Consider the following 20,373-nt stretch of genomic DNA (forward strand, 5'->3'; position numbering starts at 1 on the left):
CCCCCGGATCCCCGGCGTTCTGGGGCAGACTGCGGCAAATGAGCACCCTTGCCTGGTTCGCGTCCGCCTCCCTGGCCGTCTGGGTCTGGCTCCTGCTCGGCCAGGGCTTCTTCTGGCGCACGGACCAGCGCCTGCCCCGGGTCGGTCCGGGCCGGAACCGGCCCCACGCGCGCGTGGGGCGGGAGGGGTGGCCCGGGGTCGTGGTGGTGGTGCCCGCGCGGGACGAGGCCGGGGTCCTGCCGCTGAGCCTGCCGTCGCTGCTGGCCCAGGACTATCCGGGGCGGGCCGAGGTGGTCCTGGTCGACGACGGGAGCACGGACGGCACCGGCCGCCTCGCCGCCGAGCTGGCCGCGCGGCACGGCGGACTTCCGCTGACGGTGGCGTCGCCGGGCGAACCCGCGCCGGGGTGGACGGGGAAGCTGTGGGCGCTGCGGCACGGCATGGCCCTGGCACGCGCGCGGGAGCCGGAGTTCCTGCTCCTCACGGACGCGGACATCGCCCACGAGCCGGACAGTCTGCGCCGGCTGGTGGCCGCGGCGCTCGGCGACGACCGGGACCTCGTCTCGCAGATGGCGCGGCTGCGGGTGAGCGCCCCCTGGGAGCGCCTGGTGGTCCCGGCCTTCGTCTACTTCTTCGCCCAGCTCTATCCGTTCCGCTGGATCAACGCCGCCCAGCCGCGGGCGACGGCCGCGGCCGGGGGCTGCGTGCTGCTGCGGACGGAGACGGCGGTGGCGGCCGGGGTGCCGGACGCGATCCGCACGGCGCTCATCGACGACGTGGCACTGGCGCGGGCGGTGCGGGCCGCGGGGGGCCGGATCTGGCTGGGACTGGCCGAGCGGGTGGACTCGGTGCGCCCCTATCCGGGGCTCGGGGAGCTGTGGCGGATGGTGACGCGGAGCGCCTACGCCCAGCTCCGCCACAACCCGCTGCTGCTTCTGGGAACGATCGCCGGGCTCGCGCTCGTCTACCTGGTGCCGCCGGTCGCGCTGGTGGCGGGGCTCGCGGCCGGTGACGCGCCGGCCGCGTGGGCGGGCGGTGCGGCATGGGCGGTGATGGCGGGGACGTACCTGCCGATGCTCCGCTACTACCGCCGGCCGCCCTGGACGGCACCGCTGCTGCCGTTCACGGCCTTCCTCTACCTTCTGATGACGGTGGATTCGGCGGTGCGCCACCACCGGGGGCGCGGCGGGGCGTGGAAGGGGCGGGTCTACTCGGGAAGCCGCGCGCCGGAGGGCGGGGAATTCGCTTCCCGCCACGGGGAGTAACGCGGCGAATTCGGCGCGTGCGCGTCACGGCGCGAGGCGTCGTATTGACGTTTCGGCATACCCAAGATCACTTCCCTCACTCCTTCCGGTCGCTTTTTCTTTATCCGTTCTTCATACCGGAGGCACCCCTCCACGCCGATCCGGCCGACCCACCGGTAACCCCCTCCCAGCTCGGGTTTTGCGCGATCATGGGACAAGAGTGTGCCCGTTTTTGACATGTTCGCTCTGGTTGGGGATCCGCAACCGTCAGAACCCTGTCAAAGAAGGTGTTGAGCAGGCTCCCCAATCGGCAGATCGTGGGCTTAACTTATGTGCCATGACCTCCCCCCGCTCCAGCTATGGAGGCGGTTACTACACCGCGCCGTCCTTCCCGGACACCCCTATCTACGACTCCCTGGTCGCGGAGCGGGGCACGCCTCAGATCGCCCCGATCCGAGTGCCCGCCGCGTACGAGGCCCCCGCCGGCTACCCGGCGCCCCAGCCGACCGGCTCCTACCTGCCGGCGCTGCCGGCGGCCCTGCCCGCCCTCCCCTCGGCGCCGTCCCCCCAGCCGGCCCCGGCCTACCACGGCGGCGGGTACGGATACCCGCAGCCGGCCCCGCAGATGGCGCCCGCGCCCCTGCAGCCGGCGCCCACGCCGTACATCCCGCAGCAGCCCGCGCCGCCGCGCGGCTACCCGGGCGGACCGGTCCCGCAGCCGGCCCGCCCGATGGCCGGCGGCTACGAGGCGATGCGCCCCGCCGCCCCGCGCCCCGCACCGGCGCCGGTCCCGGCCCCCGCGCAGTACCAGGACCCGTACAACCGTCCCTACCAGGGCGGCGGTTACTGACGGGCCGCGCATCCGGTCCCACCGGGGACGGAGCGGCTGGCAGGATGAGGGCATGTCTGATCCCGTCCTCCGCTCCGTCCATGTCCACCCGGTGAAGTCCCTCCGCGCGCTCGACCCCGCGGAGGCCGAGGTGCAGCCCTGGGGGCTCGCGCACGACCGCCGCTGGGCCGTCGTCGACGCCCAGGGCGTGGTCATGACCCAGCGCCGTCACCCCCGGCTGGCCCTCGCGTCCGCCGAGCCCCTCGCGGACGGCGGTCTGCGCCTGACCGCGCCCGGCCTGGAGCCTCTCGTGGTCGCGGTGCCGGAACCCTCGGCCACGCTCACCATGAACATCTTCGACAAGCCGGTGGAGACCGTACCCGTCGGCGAGGCGGCCGCCGCCTGGTTCTCCGCCTACCTGGAGGCCGACGCGCGCCTCGTGCACCTGGACGCGCCCGAGCACCGGCGCCCCGTCGACCCCGCGTACGCGCTCCCCGGCGAGACCGTCAGCCTCGCCGACGGCTACCCGCTGCTCGTGGCCACCACCGCCTCCCTCGACGCCCTCAACACGCTGATCGCGCGGGGCGATCACCCCGACGAGGGCCCGCTGCCCATGAGCCGCTTCCGGCCGAACCTGGTCGTCGACGGCACCGCGCCGTGGGCGGAGGACGGCTGGACCCACCTCACCGTGGGCGAAGTGAGCTTCCGGGTGGCCAAGCCGTGCGGGCGGTGCGTCGTGACCACCACCGACCAGGCCACCGCCGCACGCGGCAAGGAGCCGCTGCGCACGCTGGGCGCGCACCGGAAGCTGAACGGGAAGCTCGTCTTCGGCCAGCTCCTCGTCCCCGAGCACCGCGGCACCGTCCGCGTCGGCGACCCGGTGAAGATCCTCGGCTGACCCCGCCTCCCCTCTCCGCTCGCCGCTCTCCGCTCTCCGCTCTCCGCTCTCCGCTCTCCGCTCGACAGGCGAACCCGGCACACCCCGGGCACACTCGTCCAAGGAGCGACGAACGAGAGGGTTCCGGCATGCGCGCAGTCACCGGACTCTGGCGCTGGCGGCACAATCCACTGCGCCGGACGACGGACCTGGTCGAGGCGTGGGTGGCCCTCGTCGCCGCCGTCGTCCTGTGCGTGGCGGTGCCCGTGGCCGGCTGGGCGGCGGGTTCCTCCGCGCACCAGTCCCTCCAGCGCGCGGCCCGGGCCCAGCAACAGGGGCGTCTGGAGACCGCGGCCCAGGTCCTCCGGCCCGCCCCCGCGCCGCACGGCGCCGCCGAGGCGAGCGACCAGGCGGCCGAACAGCGGTTCCGGCGCGCGGTCGTGGCCCGGTGGACCGCCCCCGACGGCACCTCCCGCACCGGCACCGTCACCGCCTCCCGGGGCAGTGCCACGCCCGGCGACACCTTCCCGCTCTGGACCGACCGGGACGGCCGCCCCGTCCCCGCCCCCCTGGCCCGCGACACCGCCCGCGCCCACGCCCTCGTCGTCGGCCTGACCGTGACCCTGCTCGCCGGGCTCGGCGTGGAGGTCGTCCGGCGGCTCGTGATGCGACGGCTGCGCTTCCGCCGGTACGCCCGCCTCGACCGCGCCTGGGCCTCGGTCGGCCCCGACTGGGGCCGCACCGGCACCGGCAGCTGACGGCAACGGGAACCCGGGGTTCCGTGCCCCGTACGGGTGCGGCTCGACGACCCGTCAACCCCGCGCCGTCATGCGCGCTACGGTGGGGCATCGGATCCAGCGTCCAGGAGACCGGATCCGAGCGATCGGATCCCGGAGGCCGGCTGCCGGACGGCGCATCCGATCCGGTTCAGCGTCGACGCACGAGGCGGGGGCAGAGCACACCCATGGCACAGGGCACGGTCCAGGTGACGCACACCGGCACGTCGCGGTGGCGGCGCCGCACGGGCGAGTACGCCTCCCTCGCCGCCGCGCTGGAGGCGGCGGGCGACGGCGACATCCTCACCGTCGCGCCCGGCACGTACCGCGAGAACCTCGTCGTGACCCGCGCGGTGACCCTGCGGGGGCCGGAGGACGGCGCGGGTCCGGTGCGGATCGCCCCGCCGGACGGGGTGCCGCTGACGCTGCGCGCGTCGGCCATCGTGCAGGACCTGCACATCGAGGGCCAGGACGTGGCGGCGCCCGCGCTGCTCGTCGAGGACGGCACGCCGGAACTGCTCGACCTGCGGATCATGACCCGCTCGGCGGCCGGCATCGAGGTGCGCGGCCAGGCCCGCCCGACCGCCCGCCGCTGCACGATCGACAACCCGGCCGGCGTCGGCATCGCCACCGTCGACGGCGCCGGCGGGGTCTTCGAGGAGTGCGAGGTCGTCTCGGCCGGACAGGCCGGGGTGTCGGTGCGCGGCGGGGCGCACCCGCGGCTGGAGCGCTGCCGGATCCACCACGCCTCCGGGGCCGGGATCGCCGTCACCGGCGAGGGCAGCGGACTGGAGGGGATCGGCTGCGAGGTGTACGAGATCAAGGGCGCCGGGCTGCAGATCGCGGCCCGCGGCGCCGCGCACCTCGTGGACTCCTCCGTCCACCGCACCTCCGCCGACGGCGTCACCCTGGACACGGACGCCGTGCTGACGCTCTCCGACTGCGACATCCACGACGTGCCGGAGAACGCGGTGGACCTGCGGTCCCGTTCGGTGCTCACGCTGACCCGGTCGACGGTGCGCCGCTTCGGGCGCAACGGGCTGTCCGTCTGGGACCCGGGCACGCGCGTGGACGCCCATCAGTGCGAGATCCACGACAGCACGGGCGACTACCCGGCGGTGTGGGTGAGCGACGGGGCGAGCGCGGTCCTCGACGCGTGCCGGGTGCACGACGTGCCGGACGCGCTGTTCGTGCTGGACCGCGGCTCCCGGGTGGACGTCGTGGACAGCGATCTGACCCAGGTGCGGAACACCGCCGTGTCGGTGAGCGACGGCGCCACCGCCCAGCTCGACGACTGCCGGATCAAGGAGGCGTCCACCGGAGCCTGGTTCCGCGACCACGGCAGCGGCGGCACCCTCGCCAACTGCACCGTGGACACGGTGCAGACCGGCGTCATCGTCACCAAGGGCGCCGATCCCACGGTCGAGCGCTGTGTGGTCACCTCGCCCGCCGAAGCCGGTTTCTACGTGTCGGCGGAGGGCCGCGGCACCTTCCACGGCTGCCGGGTCACGGGCAGCGGCGGCTACGGCTTCCACGTGATGGACGGCTGCCGGACCGTGCTGCGCCGCTGCCGGACCGAGCGGTGCGCGCGCGGCGGGTACGAGTTCCCCGAGGACGGGCCCGTGGTCGAGGACTGCACCGGCGACGAGAGCGCGGTCCGCACCCCGCCGCCGCCCGAGCCGGCGGCGCCCGCCCCGGTGCTGACGGCCACCCAGCACTCCCCCGGTCTGCTCAGCGCCTTCCCCCCGCCGCGTACCGCCACCGCCCCGGCCGCGGCCCCGGCTCCGGTGCCCGCCCCCCGGTCGTCGGAGGACGTGCTCGGCGCGCTCGACGGACTGGTCGGCCTGGACAGCGTCAAGCACGAGGTGCGGACGCTCACCAACATGATCGAGGTGGGCCGCAAGCGGCAGGAGGCCGGGCTGAAGGCCGCCTCGGTCCGCCGCCATCTCGTCTTCACCGGCAACCCGGGCACCGGAAAGACCACCGTCGCCCGTCTCTACGGCGAGATCCTCGCCTCGCTCGGCGTGCTGGAGCGGGGGCATCTGGTGGAGGTCTCCCGGGTGGACCTGGTCGGCGAGCACATCGGCTCGACCGCGATCCGCACCCAGGAGGCGTTCGACCGGGCGCGCGGCGGCGTCCTGTTCGTCGACGAGGCGTACGCGCTGTCGCCCGAGGACTCGGGCCGGGACTTCGGGCGCGAGGCGATCGACACGCTGGTGAAACTGATGGAGGACCACCGGGACGCGGTCGTGGTGATCGTCGCCGGCTACACCGCCGAGATGGAGCGGTTCCTCACCGTCAACCCCGGCGTGGCGTCGCGTTTCTCGCGGACCATCAGTTTCGGTGACTACACGCCGGAGGAGCTGCTGCGGATCGTGCGGCAGCAGACGGAGGAGCACGAGTACCGGCTGGCGGAGGGGGCGGAGGACGCCCTCCTCACCTACTTCGAGAAGCTGCCGAAGGGCCCGGCGTTCGGCAACGGGCGGACCGCGCGCCAGACCTTCGAGTCGATGGTCGAGCGGCACGCGGGCCGGGTCGCCGTGCTCGCCGAGGCGAGCACCGACGACCTGACCCTGCTCTACCCGGAGGACCTGCCCGAGCTCCCCTGATCCGGACTCCCCTGGTCCGCCGTCTCGTCGACGCCTCGCTGGCGCGGCAGGGCGGGCAGCAGCCGGTCGAGGAGCGCGGCCCGGCAGACCGCGAAGGCCGGGTCGGCCTGGTAGTCGGAGTGGCCGAGGAGCGGTTCGGGCAGCGGGTGGGCGCGGGTGCGTCCGTACGTGACGGGGTCGCGCAGCACCGGGGCGTCGACGCCCGGGCGGCCGTCCTCGGCGGGGACGCGGACCGGGCCGCCGATGGGGTCGGTGGCGCGGTGCAGGTTGGTCCAGCAGTGCACGGCTCGGTGCAGGCCGCGCAGGGCGTCGGGGCCGAAGTAGGCGGGGAACCAGCGGCCGTAGAGGCGTTCCAGCGGGGAGCCGTAGGTGAGCAGGGCGACCCGGGCACGGGTGGCGGACGGCAGCTGCCAGACGGCCGCTGCGGCGAGGACGCTGCCCTGGGAGTGGCCCGAGATGACGAGCCGGCCGCCGGTGTGCCGGGTCCAGGAGCGCATCCGCCAGGTGAGGTCGGGCACGGCCCGCTCCGCGTAGCAGGGCGGCGCGAAGGGGTGGGCGGCGCGCGGCCAGAACGTGCCGACGTCCCAGAGGATGCCGATGGTGCGGCGGGCGGAGGCGTCGCGGTAGGCGCGGCGGCCCCAGGTCACGAAGAGCAGGAAGCCGAAGCCGATCATCCAGGAGCCGAGCGCCTGGGTGGTGGTGGCGAGGGCGGCGATCGCGGGGTGGGCGCCGGAGAAGGCGCTGCCGGGGACCTCGTCGCTGGTCCAGGCGCCGGCGACGGAGGCGGCGCCGAGCAGCAGCGCGGTGCCGGAGATCACGGCGATGAGGACGGGCGCGGAGTCGGTGAGGGAGGCGCGGGCGCGGCTGGTGGCGATCTGGCGGGTGCGGACCGGATCGGGGCGCTCACCGGCGTAGTCGGCCTCGACGGCGGACCGCAGCCGGCGGGTCGCAAGCGCCGTCCGGACGCCGAGGAGTGCGGCGGGCACGAGGAGCAGCAGGAGCAGGACGGGGATGACGGACGCCTGCCAGCTGAGGAGGACGGGCGGTCCGGCGAGGGGGCTGCCGCCGGTGCCGGGGGTGGCGCCTCCGTCGAGCCGGTCCGCGACCCACTGGGCGACGCCGCCGGACATGACCCCGCCCAGCGCGCAGGCGAGCATGGCGGTGGCGGGCCCGCCGAGGCCGGCGAGGGCGGTACGGGGGTCGTGCCGCTCCCGCTGGAGGAGCAGGGCGACGACGCCGAGGGCGACGACGAGGCCGCCCTGGACGAGGGTGACGATCCCGAAGACGGCGTTCCCGGGGAGGGTTCCGGACGAGGTCCAGCCGGGCCGGTCCCAGCCGGTGTGGAGGACGGTCAGCGCGAGCAGGGCGACGGCGGTGGCGGGCAGCCGGGTGACGAGGACGCCGTCGACGCGCTGGTCGAGCCGGCGTTCGCTGCGGCCCCGGGCGCAGACGGCCCACAGGACGACCGCGGCGCAGACCACCAGGGCGGCCCGCAGGGCGAGTCCGGTGGCGGCGAGCGCGCCGGTGTCGTGCCGGGCGGGGGCGGCGGCGAGGACCCCGGCGACGGTGAGGAAGCCGGCGGCGGTGTGCGCCGCGCGCAGCCGGGCGACGAGCCGTCTCCCGTACCAGAAGCCGGGACGGCCGAGCGCGGGCCGCGGATCCTCGGACGGGACGGGGGCGGGCGCCCCGGCGGAAGCGGGCGCCCCGGCGGGGACGGGCATCTCGACGAGAGCCGGCGTCTCGACCGGGGCGGGCGTCTCCGCGGAAGCGGGCGGGTCGTCGGTGGGCGGGCGCTGGGCCTCGTACGCGCTCCAGGTGCGGCGGGAGAGGTACCAGAGCAGGCCGACGAGCACGGCCGGGAGGACCGCGGCGAGGGCGAGGCGGCGGCCGGGCCCCGACCACCAGCCGGCCCGGTCGGCGGAGACGAAGCCGAGCCAGGCGCGTCCGTCGGCGCAGGCGGTGGTGCCGGCGCACTGCCAGGCCGTCAGATCGAGGGCGACCTCGCAGACGGCGGCGGTGAGCAGCACGGTGAGGCTGAGGGCGAGCAGCCGGACCAGCACGCCGTAGAGCCGGACGAGGCCGGGCCGGCCGGGGGCGGGCGGGCGCATCCAGTGGGCCAGGTTGACCACCATGAACGGCAGGAGCAGCAGCCACAGGGCGCGGGCGCCGTCGCCCGAGGTCAGGTTGGACCAGACGTACGCCTCCGGCACCGGCCCGGCCGCGTACCGGCCGGGATGCTCCTCGGCGTCGACGTCGTCGGCGCGCCGGTGCACGGCGGCGGTCTCGTCGCCGGTGACCCGTACGGTCCTGGGGTCGTCCAGCATGGACTGAGGGGTGGCTCCGCCGACTCCGTGGACGAGGAGTTCGAGCGCCGCGCCCCCGTGCTCCGGGGCGGGTGTGGCAGGGGACACTTAGGAGTCTTCCTCTCGTGGGTGGGAGGATGCGACGTCGGCTCCAGGATCGCGGACGACCGTGCCCCCGCGCACGGTCCCTCACCGAATCCGACAGCCATCCCCTCGTCTCCTGCGGAAGGACCGGCCCCGGCGGTGACTGACAATCAGAACCTCCTCGCGGAGCAGCGGCGCGCCCTGATCCTCGACGAGGTGCGGCGGCGCGGCGGTGTCCGGGTGAACGAGCTGACGCGGCGCCTCAGCGTCTCGGACATGACGATCCGCCGCGACCTGGACGCGCTGGCCCGGCAGGGCATGGTCGCGAAGGTGCACGGCGGGGCGGTGCCGGTGGCGGAGCCGAGCACGCACGAGCCGGGGTTCGAGGCGAAGTCGGTGCTGGAGCCGAGCGCGAAGGACGATATCGCGCGGGCAGCGGCGGCGCTGGTGGTGCCGGGTTCGGCGATCGCGCTCTCCGGCGGGACGACGACGTACGCGCTGGCCCGGCAGCTGCTCGACGTGCCGGACCTGACCGTGGTGACGAACTCGGTCCGGGTGGCGGACGTCTTCCACGAGGCGCGGCCGGTGTCGGGCGAGGGCCGGCGGGCGCCGACCGTGGTGCTGACCGGCGGGGTGCGCACCCCGTCGGACGCGCTGGTGGGCCCGGTGGCGGACCGGGCGGTCCGCTCGCTCCACTTCGACCTGCTCTTCCTCGGGGTGCACGGCCTCTCGGTGGAGGCGGGTCTGTCGACGCCGAACCTGGCGGAGGCGGAGACCAACGGCTGTCTGATCCGTGCGGCGCGCCGGGTGGTGGTGGTCGCGGACCACACCAAGTGGGGGACGGTGGGCCTGAGTTCGTTCGGGACGCTGGACGAGGTGGACACCTGGGTGACGGACCGGGGCATGGCCGCCGAGGTGCGGGCCGAGGTCACGGAGCACGTGCCGGGGCTGCTGGTGGCGGGCGAGACGGCGGCGTGAGCCGGTTCCGGGTGGTGCGCTCCGTGCCGCTGGGGCCGGAGGAGACGTGGCGGCGGCTCACCGACTGGCCGGCGCACGGCCGGCAGGTGCCGCTGACCCGGACGGTGGTCCTCACGCCGGGGCCGAGCGGGGCCGGGACGCGGTTCACCGCGCGCACCGGGCTCGGCCCGCTGGGCTTCGACGACCCGATGGAGGTGGTCCGCTGGGAGCCGCCGCTCGGCGACCGGCCGGGGGTGTGCCGGCTGGAGAAGTACGGGCGGTGGGTGCGGGGCTGGGCGGAGATCGAGGTGGCGGCGGGGTCCGGCGGCGCGCGGGTGGTCTGGACGGAGGAGCTGACCGTGCGCGGGGTGCCCCGGGTCTTCGACGGGGTGCTGGCGCGGGCCGGGCGGGTGGTCTTCGGGCGGGCCCTCGACGGACTCCTCGGCCACCGCCCCTCGAACGGTCTTTCGGCCTGACGCCGTCTCGGCTAAGGTGCTGGCTCCCTTCGCCCCCGGGAGGTACGGTCCATGCCACGCCGACTGCGGCCGGTGGAGCTCGGCTTCACCGCCACCGCGCCCGTCCGCCTCGCCTTCGAGGCCACGCTCCAGGCGCCGCCCCCGGCGGTCTACCGTTCGATAGCGGTCGAGGTGGGCAGTCTGCCCGCCTGGTTCACCCCGGTCGCCTCGGCCGTCCCGCTGGACGACGGGGCGCGCCGCACGATCCGGCTGCGCGGCGGCGTCCGGTTCGAGGAGACGATCCTGGCCGCCGAACCCGACCTCCGCTACGCCTACCGCGTGGACGTGACCAACGCGCCGGCCGTGTCCGCGCTGGCCGAGGAGTGGGCCCTGTCCCCGGAGGGCGCGGGGACGCGGCTGCGCTGGACGATGGCGGCCGACGGCCCGGCGCCGTTCCGCGCCGGTCTGCGGCTGTCGTCACCGGGCCTCGGCCTGTCGTTCCGGCGGGCGGCGGCCCTGCTGGACCGGCGGCTCACTCCGGCCAGACGCCCGTCGCCAGGAACCGCTCGATAGCGGCGGAGTAGGGGGCGATGTCGAGCCCCTGCGCGGCGAGCCAGGCGTCGGAGTAGTACTTGTCGAGGTAGCGGTCGCCGGGGTCGCAGAGGAGGGTGACGACGCTGCCGGTGCGCTCCTCGGCGACCATCTCGGCCACGATCTTGAAGGCGCTCCACAGACCGGTTCCGGTGGAGCCGCCCGCCTTGCGTCCGATCGCGGTCTCCAGGGCGCGGACGGCGGCGACGCTCGCCGCGTCCGGGACCTTCATCATGCGGTCGACGGCGCCGGGCACGAAGCTGGGCTCCATCCGGGGCCGGCCGATGCCCTCGATGCGCGAGCCGCAGTCGGCGGTGGCGTCGGGGTCGTGGTGCACCCAGCCGTCGAAGAAACAGGAGTTCTCCGGGTCGGCCACGCAGATCCGGGTGTCCTGCTGGGTGTAGTGGACGTAGCGGGCGATGGTGGCGGAGGTGCCGCCGGTGCCGGCGGTGGCGACGATCCAGGCCGGCTCGGGGTACCGCTCCAGGCGCAGCTGCTGGTAGATCGACTCGGCGATGTTGTTGTTGCCGCGCCAGTCCGTGGCCCGCTCGGCATAGGTGAACTGGTCCATGTAGTGGCCGCCGGTGCGCGCCGCGAGCGCCGCCGACTCCTCGTACAGGGTGCGCGAGTCGTCGACGAAGTGGCACTGCCCGCCGTGGAATTCGATGAGGCGGCACTTCTCCGGGCTGGTGGTGCGGGGCATCACGGCGACGAAGGGGACGCCGATGAGCTTCGCGAAGTACGCCTCGGAGACGGCGGTCGAGCCGCTGGACGCCTCGATGACGGGCTTTCCGGGGCGGATCCAGCCGTTGCAGAGCGCGTACAGGAAGAGCGAGCGGGCGAGGCGGTGCTTGAGGCTGCCGGTGGGGTGGGTGGACTCGTCCTTGAGGTACAGGTCGATGCCCCACTTCTCGGGGAGCGGGAAGCGCAGCAGGTGGGTGTCGGCGGAGCGGTTGGCGTCGGCCTGGACCTTGCGGACGGCCTCCTTCAGCCAGGCGCGGTAGGCCGGATCGCTGCGGTCGACGTCCACGGTGGCGACGGCGTCGGCGGTGTGGGGGGTGGTGCTCAACGGTTTCTCCTCGCTGTCCCGCCGGGGCGGACCCTGGCTTCCCACCCCCGACGATATCGCTCTCACCTGGGCAAACGTTCTCTTTGACGTTCCATAGGGACGCCTTGGGGAACGGTCGTACGACGCTCCCTGGTGCCCGCGCCGACGGCCCGGCACACTGGGAGGGACGGGCAGGCGGAAGGGGTGGTCCGGCATGACGGAACCGGAGTTCAGCGCCAGGGGCGTACGTATCGCGCGGTGGCCGCGCTCGCTCACCCGGGCCGGCGAGGTCCGCATCGAGGACGGCCGGCTCGCGCTGTTGACGAGTTACGGCACCGAGATCGACAGCGCGCCGGTGAAGGCGGTGCGGGCGGGCCGCCCGTGGTTCGCGAAGGCGGACGAGACGGTGGCGAAGGTGAACGGCACGCGGTACCGCCTGACCATGGACGGCGCCGGGGAGGACGACGACCGGGACGCCGAGCAGGCGGGCCGGTTCCTCGCCGCGCTGAGGCGGGCGGCCGGCGGCAGATGACCGGCCGGCCGGGGCGCTGACCTGGGGAAGCTCGCGGCGGGTTGCGGGGCGGTCACGGCTGGTTCACGCTGGAACCACCTCACTGAGGGTCGAGCGGTGGTGACATCGAGCTCAGCGCGCCACCCCGATGGACCGCATGACAGATCCGAATCTCCGTCTTCTTCAGGACTACTTCGGGGAGTCGCAGCCGTGATCAGCGAGCCGAGCAGGTACTACGCGGTGGAGCTCCAGGCCCTGCCGCCGCGGATCGGACAGATCCGCAGGATCGTCGCCACCCATCTGCGCCGATGGAAGCTCGACGACTTGGTCGATCCCGTCGCTCTGGGAGTGACCGAGCTGTTGAGCAACGTGCACCGCCACGCGCAGCCCGACAAGGAGTGCACCGTCGAGCTGGAACTCCTGCTCGACCGGCTGACCGTCTCGGTCGGGGACAACGACCCCCGGATACCGGTGGCGGCGGAGCCGGCCGCCGAGGACCTGTGGGACGAGCCGGACACGCTCGCCACCTCGGGCCGCGGCCTCGCCATCGTCGGGGCGCTCAGCGACAGCTGGGGCGTCCGCCCGCGAGGCGCGAGCGGCAAGGTCGTCTGGTTCACCCTGACGGCACCGCCGTACGCCGGCGGACCGGCCCTGGCCGGCGCCGAGGCCGACTTCGCCTTCGGCCTCGTGCCCCTGGCCCCGATCGTCTCGTACAGCCGCCTCGCGGGCGTCCCCCTGGGCACGCCCGCGGAGACCCCGGCGCTCGCGGCGAGCGGCGCCCGGGCCTGACGGTCCGGCCGTCCGGCGCGCCGTCCCCGCGGGGCCCCGCCCGTCCGGCGCGCCGTCCCCGCGGGGCCCCGGCAGCCCGGCGCGCCGCCCCTGCGGCGTCCCTGCGGCGTCCGGCCGTCCGGCCGGCGGGCGGGCGGGCGGGGTTCAGGCGGTGGCCACCAGCGTCAGGTACGCGATGCCGAGGACGTTCCGGTAGCCGTTCAGCCAGCCGGACCGCTGCCGGTCGACGCGCTCACGGGTCTCGGCGGCCAGCGGGTGGTCCGGGTGGGCGGCGAGCCACAGCTCCGTGTCGTACCGGTAGCCGGACTCGAAGGTCTCCCACTCGTCGCGGCTCGCCGTCTCGATCCACGCCGGACGGAACCCCGCCGCGATCGCCAGGTCGACGAGCTCCCCCAGCGGGACGTGGTCGCCGGTGGTCGCGCCGGGCCACATCCCGGCGAGCTCCGCCTCGGTCGGGGTCCGCTCCCAGAAGCCCTCGCCGAGCACGACCAGACCGCCGGGGCGGACCAGCCGGCGCAGCTCGCGCAGCGCCTCCGCCGGGTCATGGGGCAGCTCCGGGTCGCACAGGGCCTGGCTGGAGCCCAGGCAGAGGACGGCGTCGACGGGGCCGCGCTCGCTGCCGCGCGCGGACTCCTCGACGAAGACGGCGCGGTCCGCGAGACCGCGCTCCTCGGCGAGCGCCCGGCCCCGGGCCAGGTCCTCGGCGTCGATGTCGATGCCGACGCCCTTCGCCCCGGGCGCCGCGTCGAGGATCCGGAGCAGCAACTCGCCCCAGCCGCAGCCGATGTCGAGGACGTCGGCGGGGCCGGAGGCGGCGATCCGGCGGAGGAGGCTTTCGGCCCGCTCCTCGGAGAGCGGGCCGTGGAAGGTGAGACTGCCCAGGCGGGGCGGGAGTCCGGCGTCGGGAGTGATCATGGAGGGGGACGTTACCGGTCCGGCACGGCCCCGCCCACCCCTTTACGCGCGGGTGTCCCCGGCCCGCCCGCGACGCGGTCAGACGGGGGCGCCGCCGAGGGCCGCGAGGGGGTCGTCCAGGACCGGCTGCCAGGCCAGTTCGGCCGCGCCCACCAGGCTGTTGTGGTCCAGGGTGCAGGGCAGGATCGGGACGCCGCCGCTGCGGCCCCACAGGCTGCGGTCCGCGACGACCGCGCGCAGCCGCTCCGGATCGGCGTCCAGCAGCTCGCGGTGGAGGCCGCCGAGGATGATCCGGTCCGGGTTGAGGATGTTCACCAGGCCGGCGAGTCCCAGGCCGAGACGGTCGATCAGCTCCTCCACCGCGCCGCGCACCCCCGGGTCGTCCGGGGCGGTCCTGAGCAGGTCGCGGGACTGCTGGAGCAGGGACACCTCGGGGCCCGGCGCCCGGCCGGCGACCGTGAGGAAGGCGAGCGGGTCGGTCTCGACGTCCAGGCAGCCGCGGCCGCCGCAGTGACAGGGACCGCCGTCCGGATTGACCGTCAGATGGCCCACTTCGAGGGCGAGGCCCGAACTGCCCGTGTGGAGCCGCCCGTCGAGGACGAGCGCCCCGCCGACGCCCCGGTGGCCGGTCGCCACGCAGAGCAGGTCGCGGGCGCCGCGCCCGGCCCCGTGCCGGTGCTCGGCGAGCGCGGCGAGGTTGACGTCGTTGCCGGTGAAGGCCGGACCCTCGATGCCCGCGTCCCGGATCCGGTCGGCGAAGATCTGCCGGACCGGCGCCCCGGCCGGCCAGGCGAGGTGGAGCGGGTTGAGGGCGGTGCCCTCCGGCTCGGCGACCGCGGACGGCACGGCGAGCCCGGCGCCGACGCAGCGTCTGCCGGACTCCCGGAGCAGCGCGGCGCCCGCGTCCACGACGGCGCCGAGGACCTGGGCCGGGTCGGCGGAGACCGTCACCGAACCGGGGACCGTGGCGACGAGCGTGCCCCCGAGGCCGATCAGCGCGGCCCGGAAGCCGTCCGCGTGGACCTGCGCGGCGAGCGCCACCGGCCCCTTCTCGTCGACGGCGAGCCGGTGGGAGGGCCGGCCCTGCGAACCGGCGGCGGCCCCGGGGTTGGAGTCGACCCGGATGAGCCCGAGGGCCTCCAGCTCGGCGGCGACGGCTCCGGCGGTGGCGCGGGTGACGCCGAGCTCGGCGGTGAGGACGGCCCGGGTCGGCGCCCGTCCGGTGTGCACCAGCTCCAGCGCGGGGCCGAGCGCGCTGCGCCCCCTGTCCAGCCGAGTACGCGTCGTCGTCGCCTTGCCGTTCATGCGCCCGAGTCTGCCATGATCGGGGCCGCCCTCCGGACCGGGCCGGACCCGGGCGGGACCCGGGCGGGACCCGGGCGGGACCCGGGCGGGACCCGGGCGGGACCCGGGCGCGACAGCGGCGGGACGTCCGCGGAGGACGGGTGGACGATGCGGGTCGCGGAGCCCGTCGACGCGCCGGAGACCGCGGACTCGGCACTCGCCGCGGCGACGGAGGCCACCGGGCAGGACGCCGGGGACGCGTGGACGGTACGGCTCTCGGCGGCGCCGCCCGTGACGGAACGCGCCGGGGCCGCCGCCGGACCGGCGGACGCCGAGATCGCCGGGACCGCCGAGCGGCTCCGACTGACGCCGTGGAACCGGCTGCCGGGCCCGGCGGGTGACCGTCACGGGCGACGCGGAGCCGCTGCGGCTGTGGCGGGAGACCTCGGCGATCCGATCCCGGCGCGGGCGCCCGCCCGGGCCACGGCCGCGGCGCCCCGGGTCACCGCCGCGGGAGCGACAGCAGACCGGCCTCGCGGCCGAGGCGTTCGGCGGCGGTGGCGAAGAACGCGTCGCGGTCCTCGACGACCCGGTTGAACTGTCCGAAGACCTCGAAGGAGACCAGGCCGAAGAGCTGCGCCCAGGCGGAGACGAGGCCGACGGCGAGCGCCGGCGGCAGGTCGGGGGCGAGGTCGGCGGCGAGCCGCTCCGCCTCCGGGGCGAGGCCGTCCGGGAGCGGCGGCAGCGCGACGCCCTCGTCCTGGTACGCGGCGCGGGCGACCGCCACGAGCAGCAGGCCGACGCGGGCGGCCGGGCCGACCGTGTCCTGGGGGGCCGTGTAGCCGGGGACCGGGGAGCCGTAGATCAGGGCGTACTCGTGGGGGTGGGCGACGGCCCAGGCGCGCACCGCGCGGCCGACGGCCGTCCAGTGGGCGAGGTGGTCGCGGGGTGCGGCGCGGACGGCGGTGGCGTGGGCCGTCTCGGCGGCGGCGCCGACGGCGTCGTACGCGTCGATGATGAGCGCGGTCAGCAGGTCGTCCCGGCTGGGGAAGTAGCGGTACAGCGCGGAGGAGACCATGCCGAGCTCGCGGGCGACGGCACGCAGCGAGAGCTTGGCGGCGCCTTCGGCGGCGAGCTGCTTGCGTGCCTCGTCCTTGATGGCGGCGGTGATCTCGATGCGGGCGCGGGCGCGGGCTCCTTGAACGGTGGTCATGGAGAGCAGTCTGCCACGTTCCAGAGCGCCGCACTAAAAAGTGAGCACTGCTCTTGCCTGTGAGCGCCGATCCATGCAGACTGTTCTCAAGCGAGAGCAGTGCTCACGGTTCGGGGAAGCGATACGGATCGAGAGCAGCGCTCACGTCCACGGTGGCGCCCCCTCGGCACCGCCGGCCGTCCGCACCGACCCACGGCGCCCGCCGCGCCACACCCCAGGAGGTCCCGATGTCCGCCACCCCCGCCCACGTCATGAAGCCCGGCTGGTTCACCGTCAACGTCATGAACCGCGCCGTGGCGTGGCTGACCCGACAGGGCATCAGCGTCTGGGGTTCGCGGGTCCTCGCCGTCAAGGGCCGCAAGAGCGGCGCCTGGCGGACCACCCCGGTCAACGTCCTCACCCTCGACGGCGAGCGCTACCTCGTCGCCCCGCGCGGCCACGTCCAGTGGACCCGCAACATGCGGGCGGTCGGCGGCGGCGAGCTGCACCTGGGCAAGCAGGTCGAGGCGTTCACCGCGACCGAGGTCGGCGACGACGCCAAGGTGGAGGTGCTGCGCGCCTACCTCAAGCGCTGGAAGGCCGAGGTCGGGATCTTCTTCGGGGGCGTCGGCCCGGACTCCACCGACGACGAGCTGCGCGCCGTCGCGCCCAAGCACCCCGTCTTCCGCATCACCGCCGCCCCGAACGCGTGAGGGTGGGCACGGACCGGGGTCCGCACCCACCCTCACCACCGGACGCGCCCGCGCGTCAGGACGCCTCGGTCTCCCGCCGCTCGGCGGAGACCTCGTCGCCGCCCGCGCCGTCTCCGGCGGCCCCGGCGGCCCCGTCGGCACCGGCGGTTCCGTCGTCGTCCCTGCGGCCCACGCCCCGCCCCGCCGGCCCGACGCCCGACGCGGTGTCCATGCGCTTGTCGAGCACTTCGAGGGCCCGGCGGGCCAGACCGTTCGAACGGACCATGCCGGCCAGCGTCGCCGAGCCCCGGGTGATGTCCGCGAACGCCTTCCAGGCCGGCCGCACCCCGGTGATCACCGCGTGCAGCAGCCCCGGGCGGCGCTCGAAGACGGCGAGCATCCGCCGGCCGACCGCCATCTCCACCCCGAGGCCCGCCTTGATCGCGAAGGCGTAGTTCAGCGCCTGGCGGCGGGCGTCCACCGCGTCGCCGGCCTCCGCCACCCGGACCGCCCACTCGCCGGCGAGCCGGCCGGAGCGGAGCGCGTACGAGATGCCCTCGCGGGTCCACGGCTCCAGCAGGCCCGCCGCGTCCCCGCAGACCAGGACCCGGCCGCGGGAGAGCGGCGAATCGTCGGCGCGGCAGCGCGTCAGGTGCCCCGAGGAGATCGTGGGCTCGAAGCCGGCGAGGCCGAGCCGGGCGACGAAGTCCTCCAGGTACCGCTTGGTCGCCGCACCCTCGCCGCGCGCCGAGATGACGCCGACGGTGAGCGTGTCGCCCTTCGGGAACACCCAGCCGTAACTACCGGGCATCGGGCCCCAGTCGATGAGGATGCGGCCCTTCCAGTCCTCCGCGACCGACGGCGGCACCGGGATCTCGGCCTCCAGGCCCAGGTCGACCTGGCCGAGCTTCACCCCGACGTGGGCTCCTATCCGGCTGGCACTGCCGTCCGCGCCGACCACGGCCCGCGCGAGCACGGTCTCGCCGTCGGCGAGGACCACCGCGACCGTCCGCCGGTCCGGCACGGCCGGCCCGTGCTGCTCCACCCGGGTCACGGTCGCGCCGGTGCGCAGCTGGGCGCCGGCCTTCTGCGCGTGCTCGACGAGCTGGGCGTCGAACTCGGGCCGGTTGACCAGCCCGAAGAGCATCCGGCGGGAGCGGCGGGTGCGGGCGAAGCGGCCTTCGAGGGAGAAGGTGACGGCGTGCACCCGGTCCTGGAACGGCAGTTCGAAGCCGGGCGGCAGGGAGTCGCGGGAGGGGCCGATGATGCCGCCGCCGCAGGTCTTGTAGCGGGGCAGTTCGGCCTTCTCCAGGAGCAGTACCCGGCGGCCCGCGACGGCCGCCGCGTACGCCGCCGACGCGCCGGCCGGGCCGGCGCCGACGACCACGACGTCCCAGACGTCCGGCCGCTCCGGATCGAGGCCGGCCTCCGGATCGAGGCCGGTCTCAGGGCCGGGGCCGGCGTCGGGGACGGTCTCCGTCTCCCCGGCGGGGCCGGGCTCCTCGCCCGCCATCGCTTCGGACGGTCCGGCCGCCGGGGCCGACTCGCCGGGCACGAGCGGCTCGGTGTGCTCCGGACCGGTGTTCTCTGCGTGCTCGCTGCTCACGATGTGCTTCTGCTCCTGATCCGACCGGCGTCTGCTTCACGCATCCTACGGCTCGGTAGGCCACAGCCCGGTCGTAGGATCGACGGTGCGATCGCCGTACCACCAGATACGCCGTTCGCTCCCTCTTGCTCTCAACGTCGCACCCACGAGGAGCGTGCCCATGACGCCGAATCCGATCGCCGAGACCGTCCGGTCCCTGATGCCTCGGGCCAAGACCGAGCTGGCGGAACTGGTCGCCTTCGAGTCGGTCGCGGACGAGGCCGTGGCGCCCCGCAGCGAGTGCGAGGCCGCGGCGAACTGGGTCGCCGACGCGCTGCGCGCCGAGGACTTCCGCGACGTGGCGCTGCTCGACACCCCGGACGGTTCGCAGTCGGTGTACGGCGTGCTGCCCGGCCCGGAGGGCGCGCCGACCGTCCTCCTCTACGCCCACTACGACGTGCAGCCGAAGCTCGACGAATCGGCGTGGCTGACCCCGCCGTTCCGGCTCACCGAACGCGAGGACGGACGCTGGTACGGGCGCGGCGCGGCCGACTGCAAGGGCGGCTTCATCCTCCACCTGCTGGCGCTGCGGGCCCTGAAGGCCAACGGCGGCGTGCCGGTGACGGTCAAGGTGATCGTCGAGGGCTCGGAGGAGCAGGGCACCGGCGGCCTGGAGCGGTACGCGGAGGAGCACCCCGAGCTGCTGACCGCCGACACCATCGTGATCGGCGACGCGGGCAACTTCCGCGTCGGCCTGCCGACGGTGACCGCCACCCTGCGCGGCATGACGATGATCCGGGTCCGGATCGACACCCTGGAGGGCAACCTCCACTCGGGTCAGTTCGGCGGTGCCGCGCCCGACGCGCTCGCCGCGCTCATCCGGGTCCTGGACTCGCTGCGGGCCGAGGACGGCTCGACGGTGATCGACGGACTGCCGGCCGACGCCGTGTGGGAGGGCCTGCAGTACCCGGAGGAGCAGTTCCGCGCCGACGCCAAGGTGCTGCCGGGCGTGGACCTGCCGGGCGCGGGCTCCGTCGCCGACCGCATCTGGGCCCGTCCGGCCGTCACCGTCATCGGCATCGACTGCCACCCGGTGGCCGGGGCGACCCCGTCGATCCCGCGCACCGCCCGCGCCCAGGTCAGCCTGCGGGTGCCGCCCGGCCAGGACGCGGCCAAGGCCACCGAGCTGCTCTTCGCGCACATCGAGAAGCACACGCCCTGGAACGCGCGCGTGACGCTGGAGCAGGTCGGCCAGGGCCAGCCGTTCCAGGCGGACACCTCCAGCCCCGCGTACGCGTCGATGGCGGAGGCGATGCGGATCGCGTACCCGGGCCAGGAGATGCAGGCGGCCGGCATGGGCGGCTCGATCCCGCTCTGCAACACCCTCGCCACGCTCTACCCGGAGACGGAGATCCTGCTCATCGGTCTGAGCGAGCCGGAGGCGCAGATCCACGCGGTCAACGAGTCCGTGTCGCCGGAGGAGCTGGAGCGGCTCTCCGTCGCCGAGGCGCTGTTCCTCGTCAACTACGCGGCGGGCCACCGGGCCTGACGTCCTGACGGGAGCCGGAGCCGCCCACCGGGGCAGCTCCGGCGATTCAGCGTCGAGCGAAGCTCGCCGAGAGCGTAGAACGC

Annotated in this window: 18 protein-coding genes; 12 read left to right on the forward strand and 6 right to left on the reverse strand. The window is 75.2% G+C overall.

The genetic code is table 11. From position 1 onward, the window contains the following. Window positions 1–38 precede the first annotated feature (38 nt). From ACFVU3_RS30300 to ACFVU3_RS30320, 5 genes are all read left to right on the forward strand, one after another. Window positions 39–1,265, forward strand: coding sequence for a glycosyltransferase (locus ACFVU3_RS30300; RefSeq protein WP_390071192.1), 1,227 nt, complete (start codon window positions 39–41; stop codon window positions 1,263–1,265). 316 nt (window positions 1,266–1,581) lie between these two features. Further along, a complete protein-coding gene (locus ACFVU3_RS30305; RefSeq protein ID WP_390071194.1) occupies window positions 1,582–2,094 on the forward strand; it encodes a DUF6643 family protein in 513 nt (170 codons plus the stop codon). A 52-nt stretch (window positions 2,095–2,146) separates the two neighbouring features. Beyond that, window positions 2,147–2,971 (forward strand): MOSC domain-containing protein, encoded by an 825-nt coding sequence (locus ACFVU3_RS30310; protein ID WP_390071196.1) that lies wholly within the window; start codon window positions 2,147–2,149, stop codon window positions 2,969–2,971. A 128-nt stretch (window positions 2,972–3,099) separates the two neighbouring features. Continuing rightward, on the forward strand, window positions 3,100–3,708 hold the full coding sequence (locus ACFVU3_RS30315) for a hypothetical protein (RefSeq protein ID WP_390071198.1): 609 nt from the start codon (window positions 3,100–3,102) through the stop codon (window positions 3,706–3,708). A 206-nt stretch (window positions 3,709–3,914) separates the two neighbouring features. After that, window positions 3,915–6,335: a right-handed parallel beta-helix repeat-containing protein gene (locus ACFVU3_RS30320; protein ID WP_390071200.1), complete on the forward strand. Its 2,421-nt coding sequence runs from the start codon at window positions 3,915–3,917 to the stop codon at window positions 6,333–6,335. Here ACFVU3_RS30320 and ACFVU3_RS30325 read toward each other — a convergent pair. Further along, window positions 6,305–8,746: a hypothetical protein gene (locus ACFVU3_RS30325; protein ID WP_390071201.1), complete on the reverse strand. Its 2,442-nt coding sequence runs from the start codon at window positions 8,744–8,746 to the stop codon at window positions 6,305–6,307. The two genes, ACFVU3_RS30320 and ACFVU3_RS30325, sit on opposite strands and share 31 nt — an antisense overlap. A gap of 135 nt (window positions 8,747–8,881) precedes the next feature. Here ACFVU3_RS30325 and ACFVU3_RS30330 point away from each other — a divergent pair, with 135 nt between their 5' ends. Genes ACFVU3_RS30330 through ACFVU3_RS30340 form a run of 3 tightly spaced genes read left to right on the forward strand, consistent with a single transcriptional unit; the run spans window position 8,882 to window position 10,707 of the window. Continuing rightward, window positions 8,882–9,700 carry a DeoR/GlpR family DNA-binding transcription regulator gene (locus tag ACFVU3_RS30330; RefSeq protein WP_390071203.1) on the forward strand — a complete coding sequence of 273 codons (819 nt, stop codon included), beginning with the start codon at window positions 8,882–8,884 and terminating at the stop codon, window positions 9,698–9,700. Further along, window positions 9,697–10,155 carry an SRPBCC family protein gene (locus tag ACFVU3_RS30335; protein WP_390071205.1) on the forward strand — a complete coding sequence of 153 codons (459 nt, stop codon included), beginning with the start codon at window positions 9,697–9,699 and terminating at the stop codon, window positions 10,153–10,155. Before ACFVU3_RS30330 ends, ACFVU3_RS30335 begins: the two co-directional genes overlap by 4 nt. Before the next feature lie 51 nt (window positions 10,156–10,206). Further along, complete coding sequence (locus ACFVU3_RS30340; RefSeq protein ID WP_390071207.1) at window positions 10,207–10,707, forward strand: SRPBCC family protein; 501 nt, start codon at window positions 10,207–10,209, stop codon at window positions 10,705–10,707. Here ACFVU3_RS30340 and ACFVU3_RS30345 read toward each other — a convergent pair. Continuing rightward, entirely contained in the window at window positions 10,667–11,794 is a 1,128-nt protein-coding gene (locus ACFVU3_RS30345; protein WP_390071209.1) for a PLP-dependent cysteine synthase family protein, read from the reverse strand. The two genes, ACFVU3_RS30340 and ACFVU3_RS30345, sit on opposite strands and share 41 nt — an antisense overlap. Before the next feature lie 193 nt (window positions 11,795–11,987). Here ACFVU3_RS30345 and ACFVU3_RS30350 point away from each other — a divergent pair, with 193 nt between their 5' ends. Beyond that, window positions 11,988–12,305: a hypothetical protein gene (locus tag ACFVU3_RS30350; protein ID WP_390071211.1), complete on the forward strand. Its 318-nt coding sequence runs from the start codon at window positions 11,988–11,990 to the stop codon at window positions 12,303–12,305. 189 nt (window positions 12,306–12,494) lie between these two features. Further along, window positions 12,495–13,073 carry an ATP-binding protein gene (locus ACFVU3_RS30355; protein WP_390071213.1) on the forward strand — a complete coding sequence of 193 codons (579 nt, stop codon included), beginning with the start codon at window positions 12,495–12,497 and terminating at the stop codon, window positions 13,071–13,073. 144 nt (window positions 13,074–13,217) lie between these two features. On the opposite strand, the gene ACFVU3_RS30360 is transcribed toward ACFVU3_RS30355, so the two are convergent. The 3 genes from ACFVU3_RS30360 to ACFVU3_RS30370 all read right to left on the reverse strand — a co-directional run bounded on the left by ACFVU3_RS30360 (window position 13,218) and on the right by ACFVU3_RS30370 (window position 16,485). Beyond that, window positions 13,218–13,988: an SAM-dependent methyltransferase gene (locus tag ACFVU3_RS30360; RefSeq protein ID WP_390071215.1), complete on the reverse strand. Its 771-nt coding sequence runs from the start codon at window positions 13,986–13,988 to the stop codon at window positions 13,218–13,220. Window positions 13,989–14,066: 78 nt separating this feature from the next. Next, a complete protein-coding gene (locus ACFVU3_RS30365; RefSeq protein WP_390071217.1) occupies window positions 14,067–15,293 on the reverse strand; it encodes an ROK family protein in 1,227 nt (408 codons plus the stop codon). 481 nt (window positions 15,294–15,774) lie between these two features. After that, window positions 15,775–16,485, reverse strand: a complete 711-nt coding sequence (locus ACFVU3_RS30370; protein ID WP_390071219.1) for a TetR/AcrR family transcriptional regulator — start codon at window positions 16,483–16,485, stop codon at window positions 15,775–15,777. Between the two features lie 227 nt (window positions 16,486–16,712). Here ACFVU3_RS30370 and ACFVU3_RS30375 point away from each other — a divergent pair, with 227 nt between their 5' ends. After that, entirely contained in the window at window positions 16,713–17,177 is a 465-nt protein-coding gene (locus ACFVU3_RS30375; RefSeq protein ID WP_390071221.1) for a nitroreductase family deazaflavin-dependent oxidoreductase, read from the forward strand. 55 nt (window positions 17,178–17,232) lie between these two features. Here ACFVU3_RS30375 and ACFVU3_RS30380 read toward each other — a convergent pair whose 3' ends face one another. Then, the gene (locus ACFVU3_RS30380; RefSeq protein ID WP_390071325.1) at window positions 17,233–18,669 is read right to left on the reverse strand and encodes a geranylgeranyl reductase family protein; all 1,437 of its coding nucleotides are present in this window, start codon (window positions 18,667–18,669) and stop codon (window positions 17,233–17,235) included. A 253-nt stretch (window positions 18,670–18,922) separates the two neighbouring features. Here ACFVU3_RS30380 and ACFVU3_RS30385 point away from each other — a divergent pair, with 253 nt between their 5' ends. Further along, a complete protein-coding gene (locus tag ACFVU3_RS30385) occupies window positions 18,923–20,290 on the forward strand; it encodes a dipeptidase (RefSeq protein WP_390071223.1) in 1,368 nt (455 codons plus the stop codon). Window positions 20,291–20,373 lie beyond the last annotated feature (83 nt).

The organism is Streptomyces sp. NPDC058052 (genome assembly GCF_042885515.1).
In the GTDB taxonomy this organism is placed as follows: Bacteria; Actinomycetota; Actinomycetes; order Streptomycetales; family Streptomycetaceae; genus Streptomyces.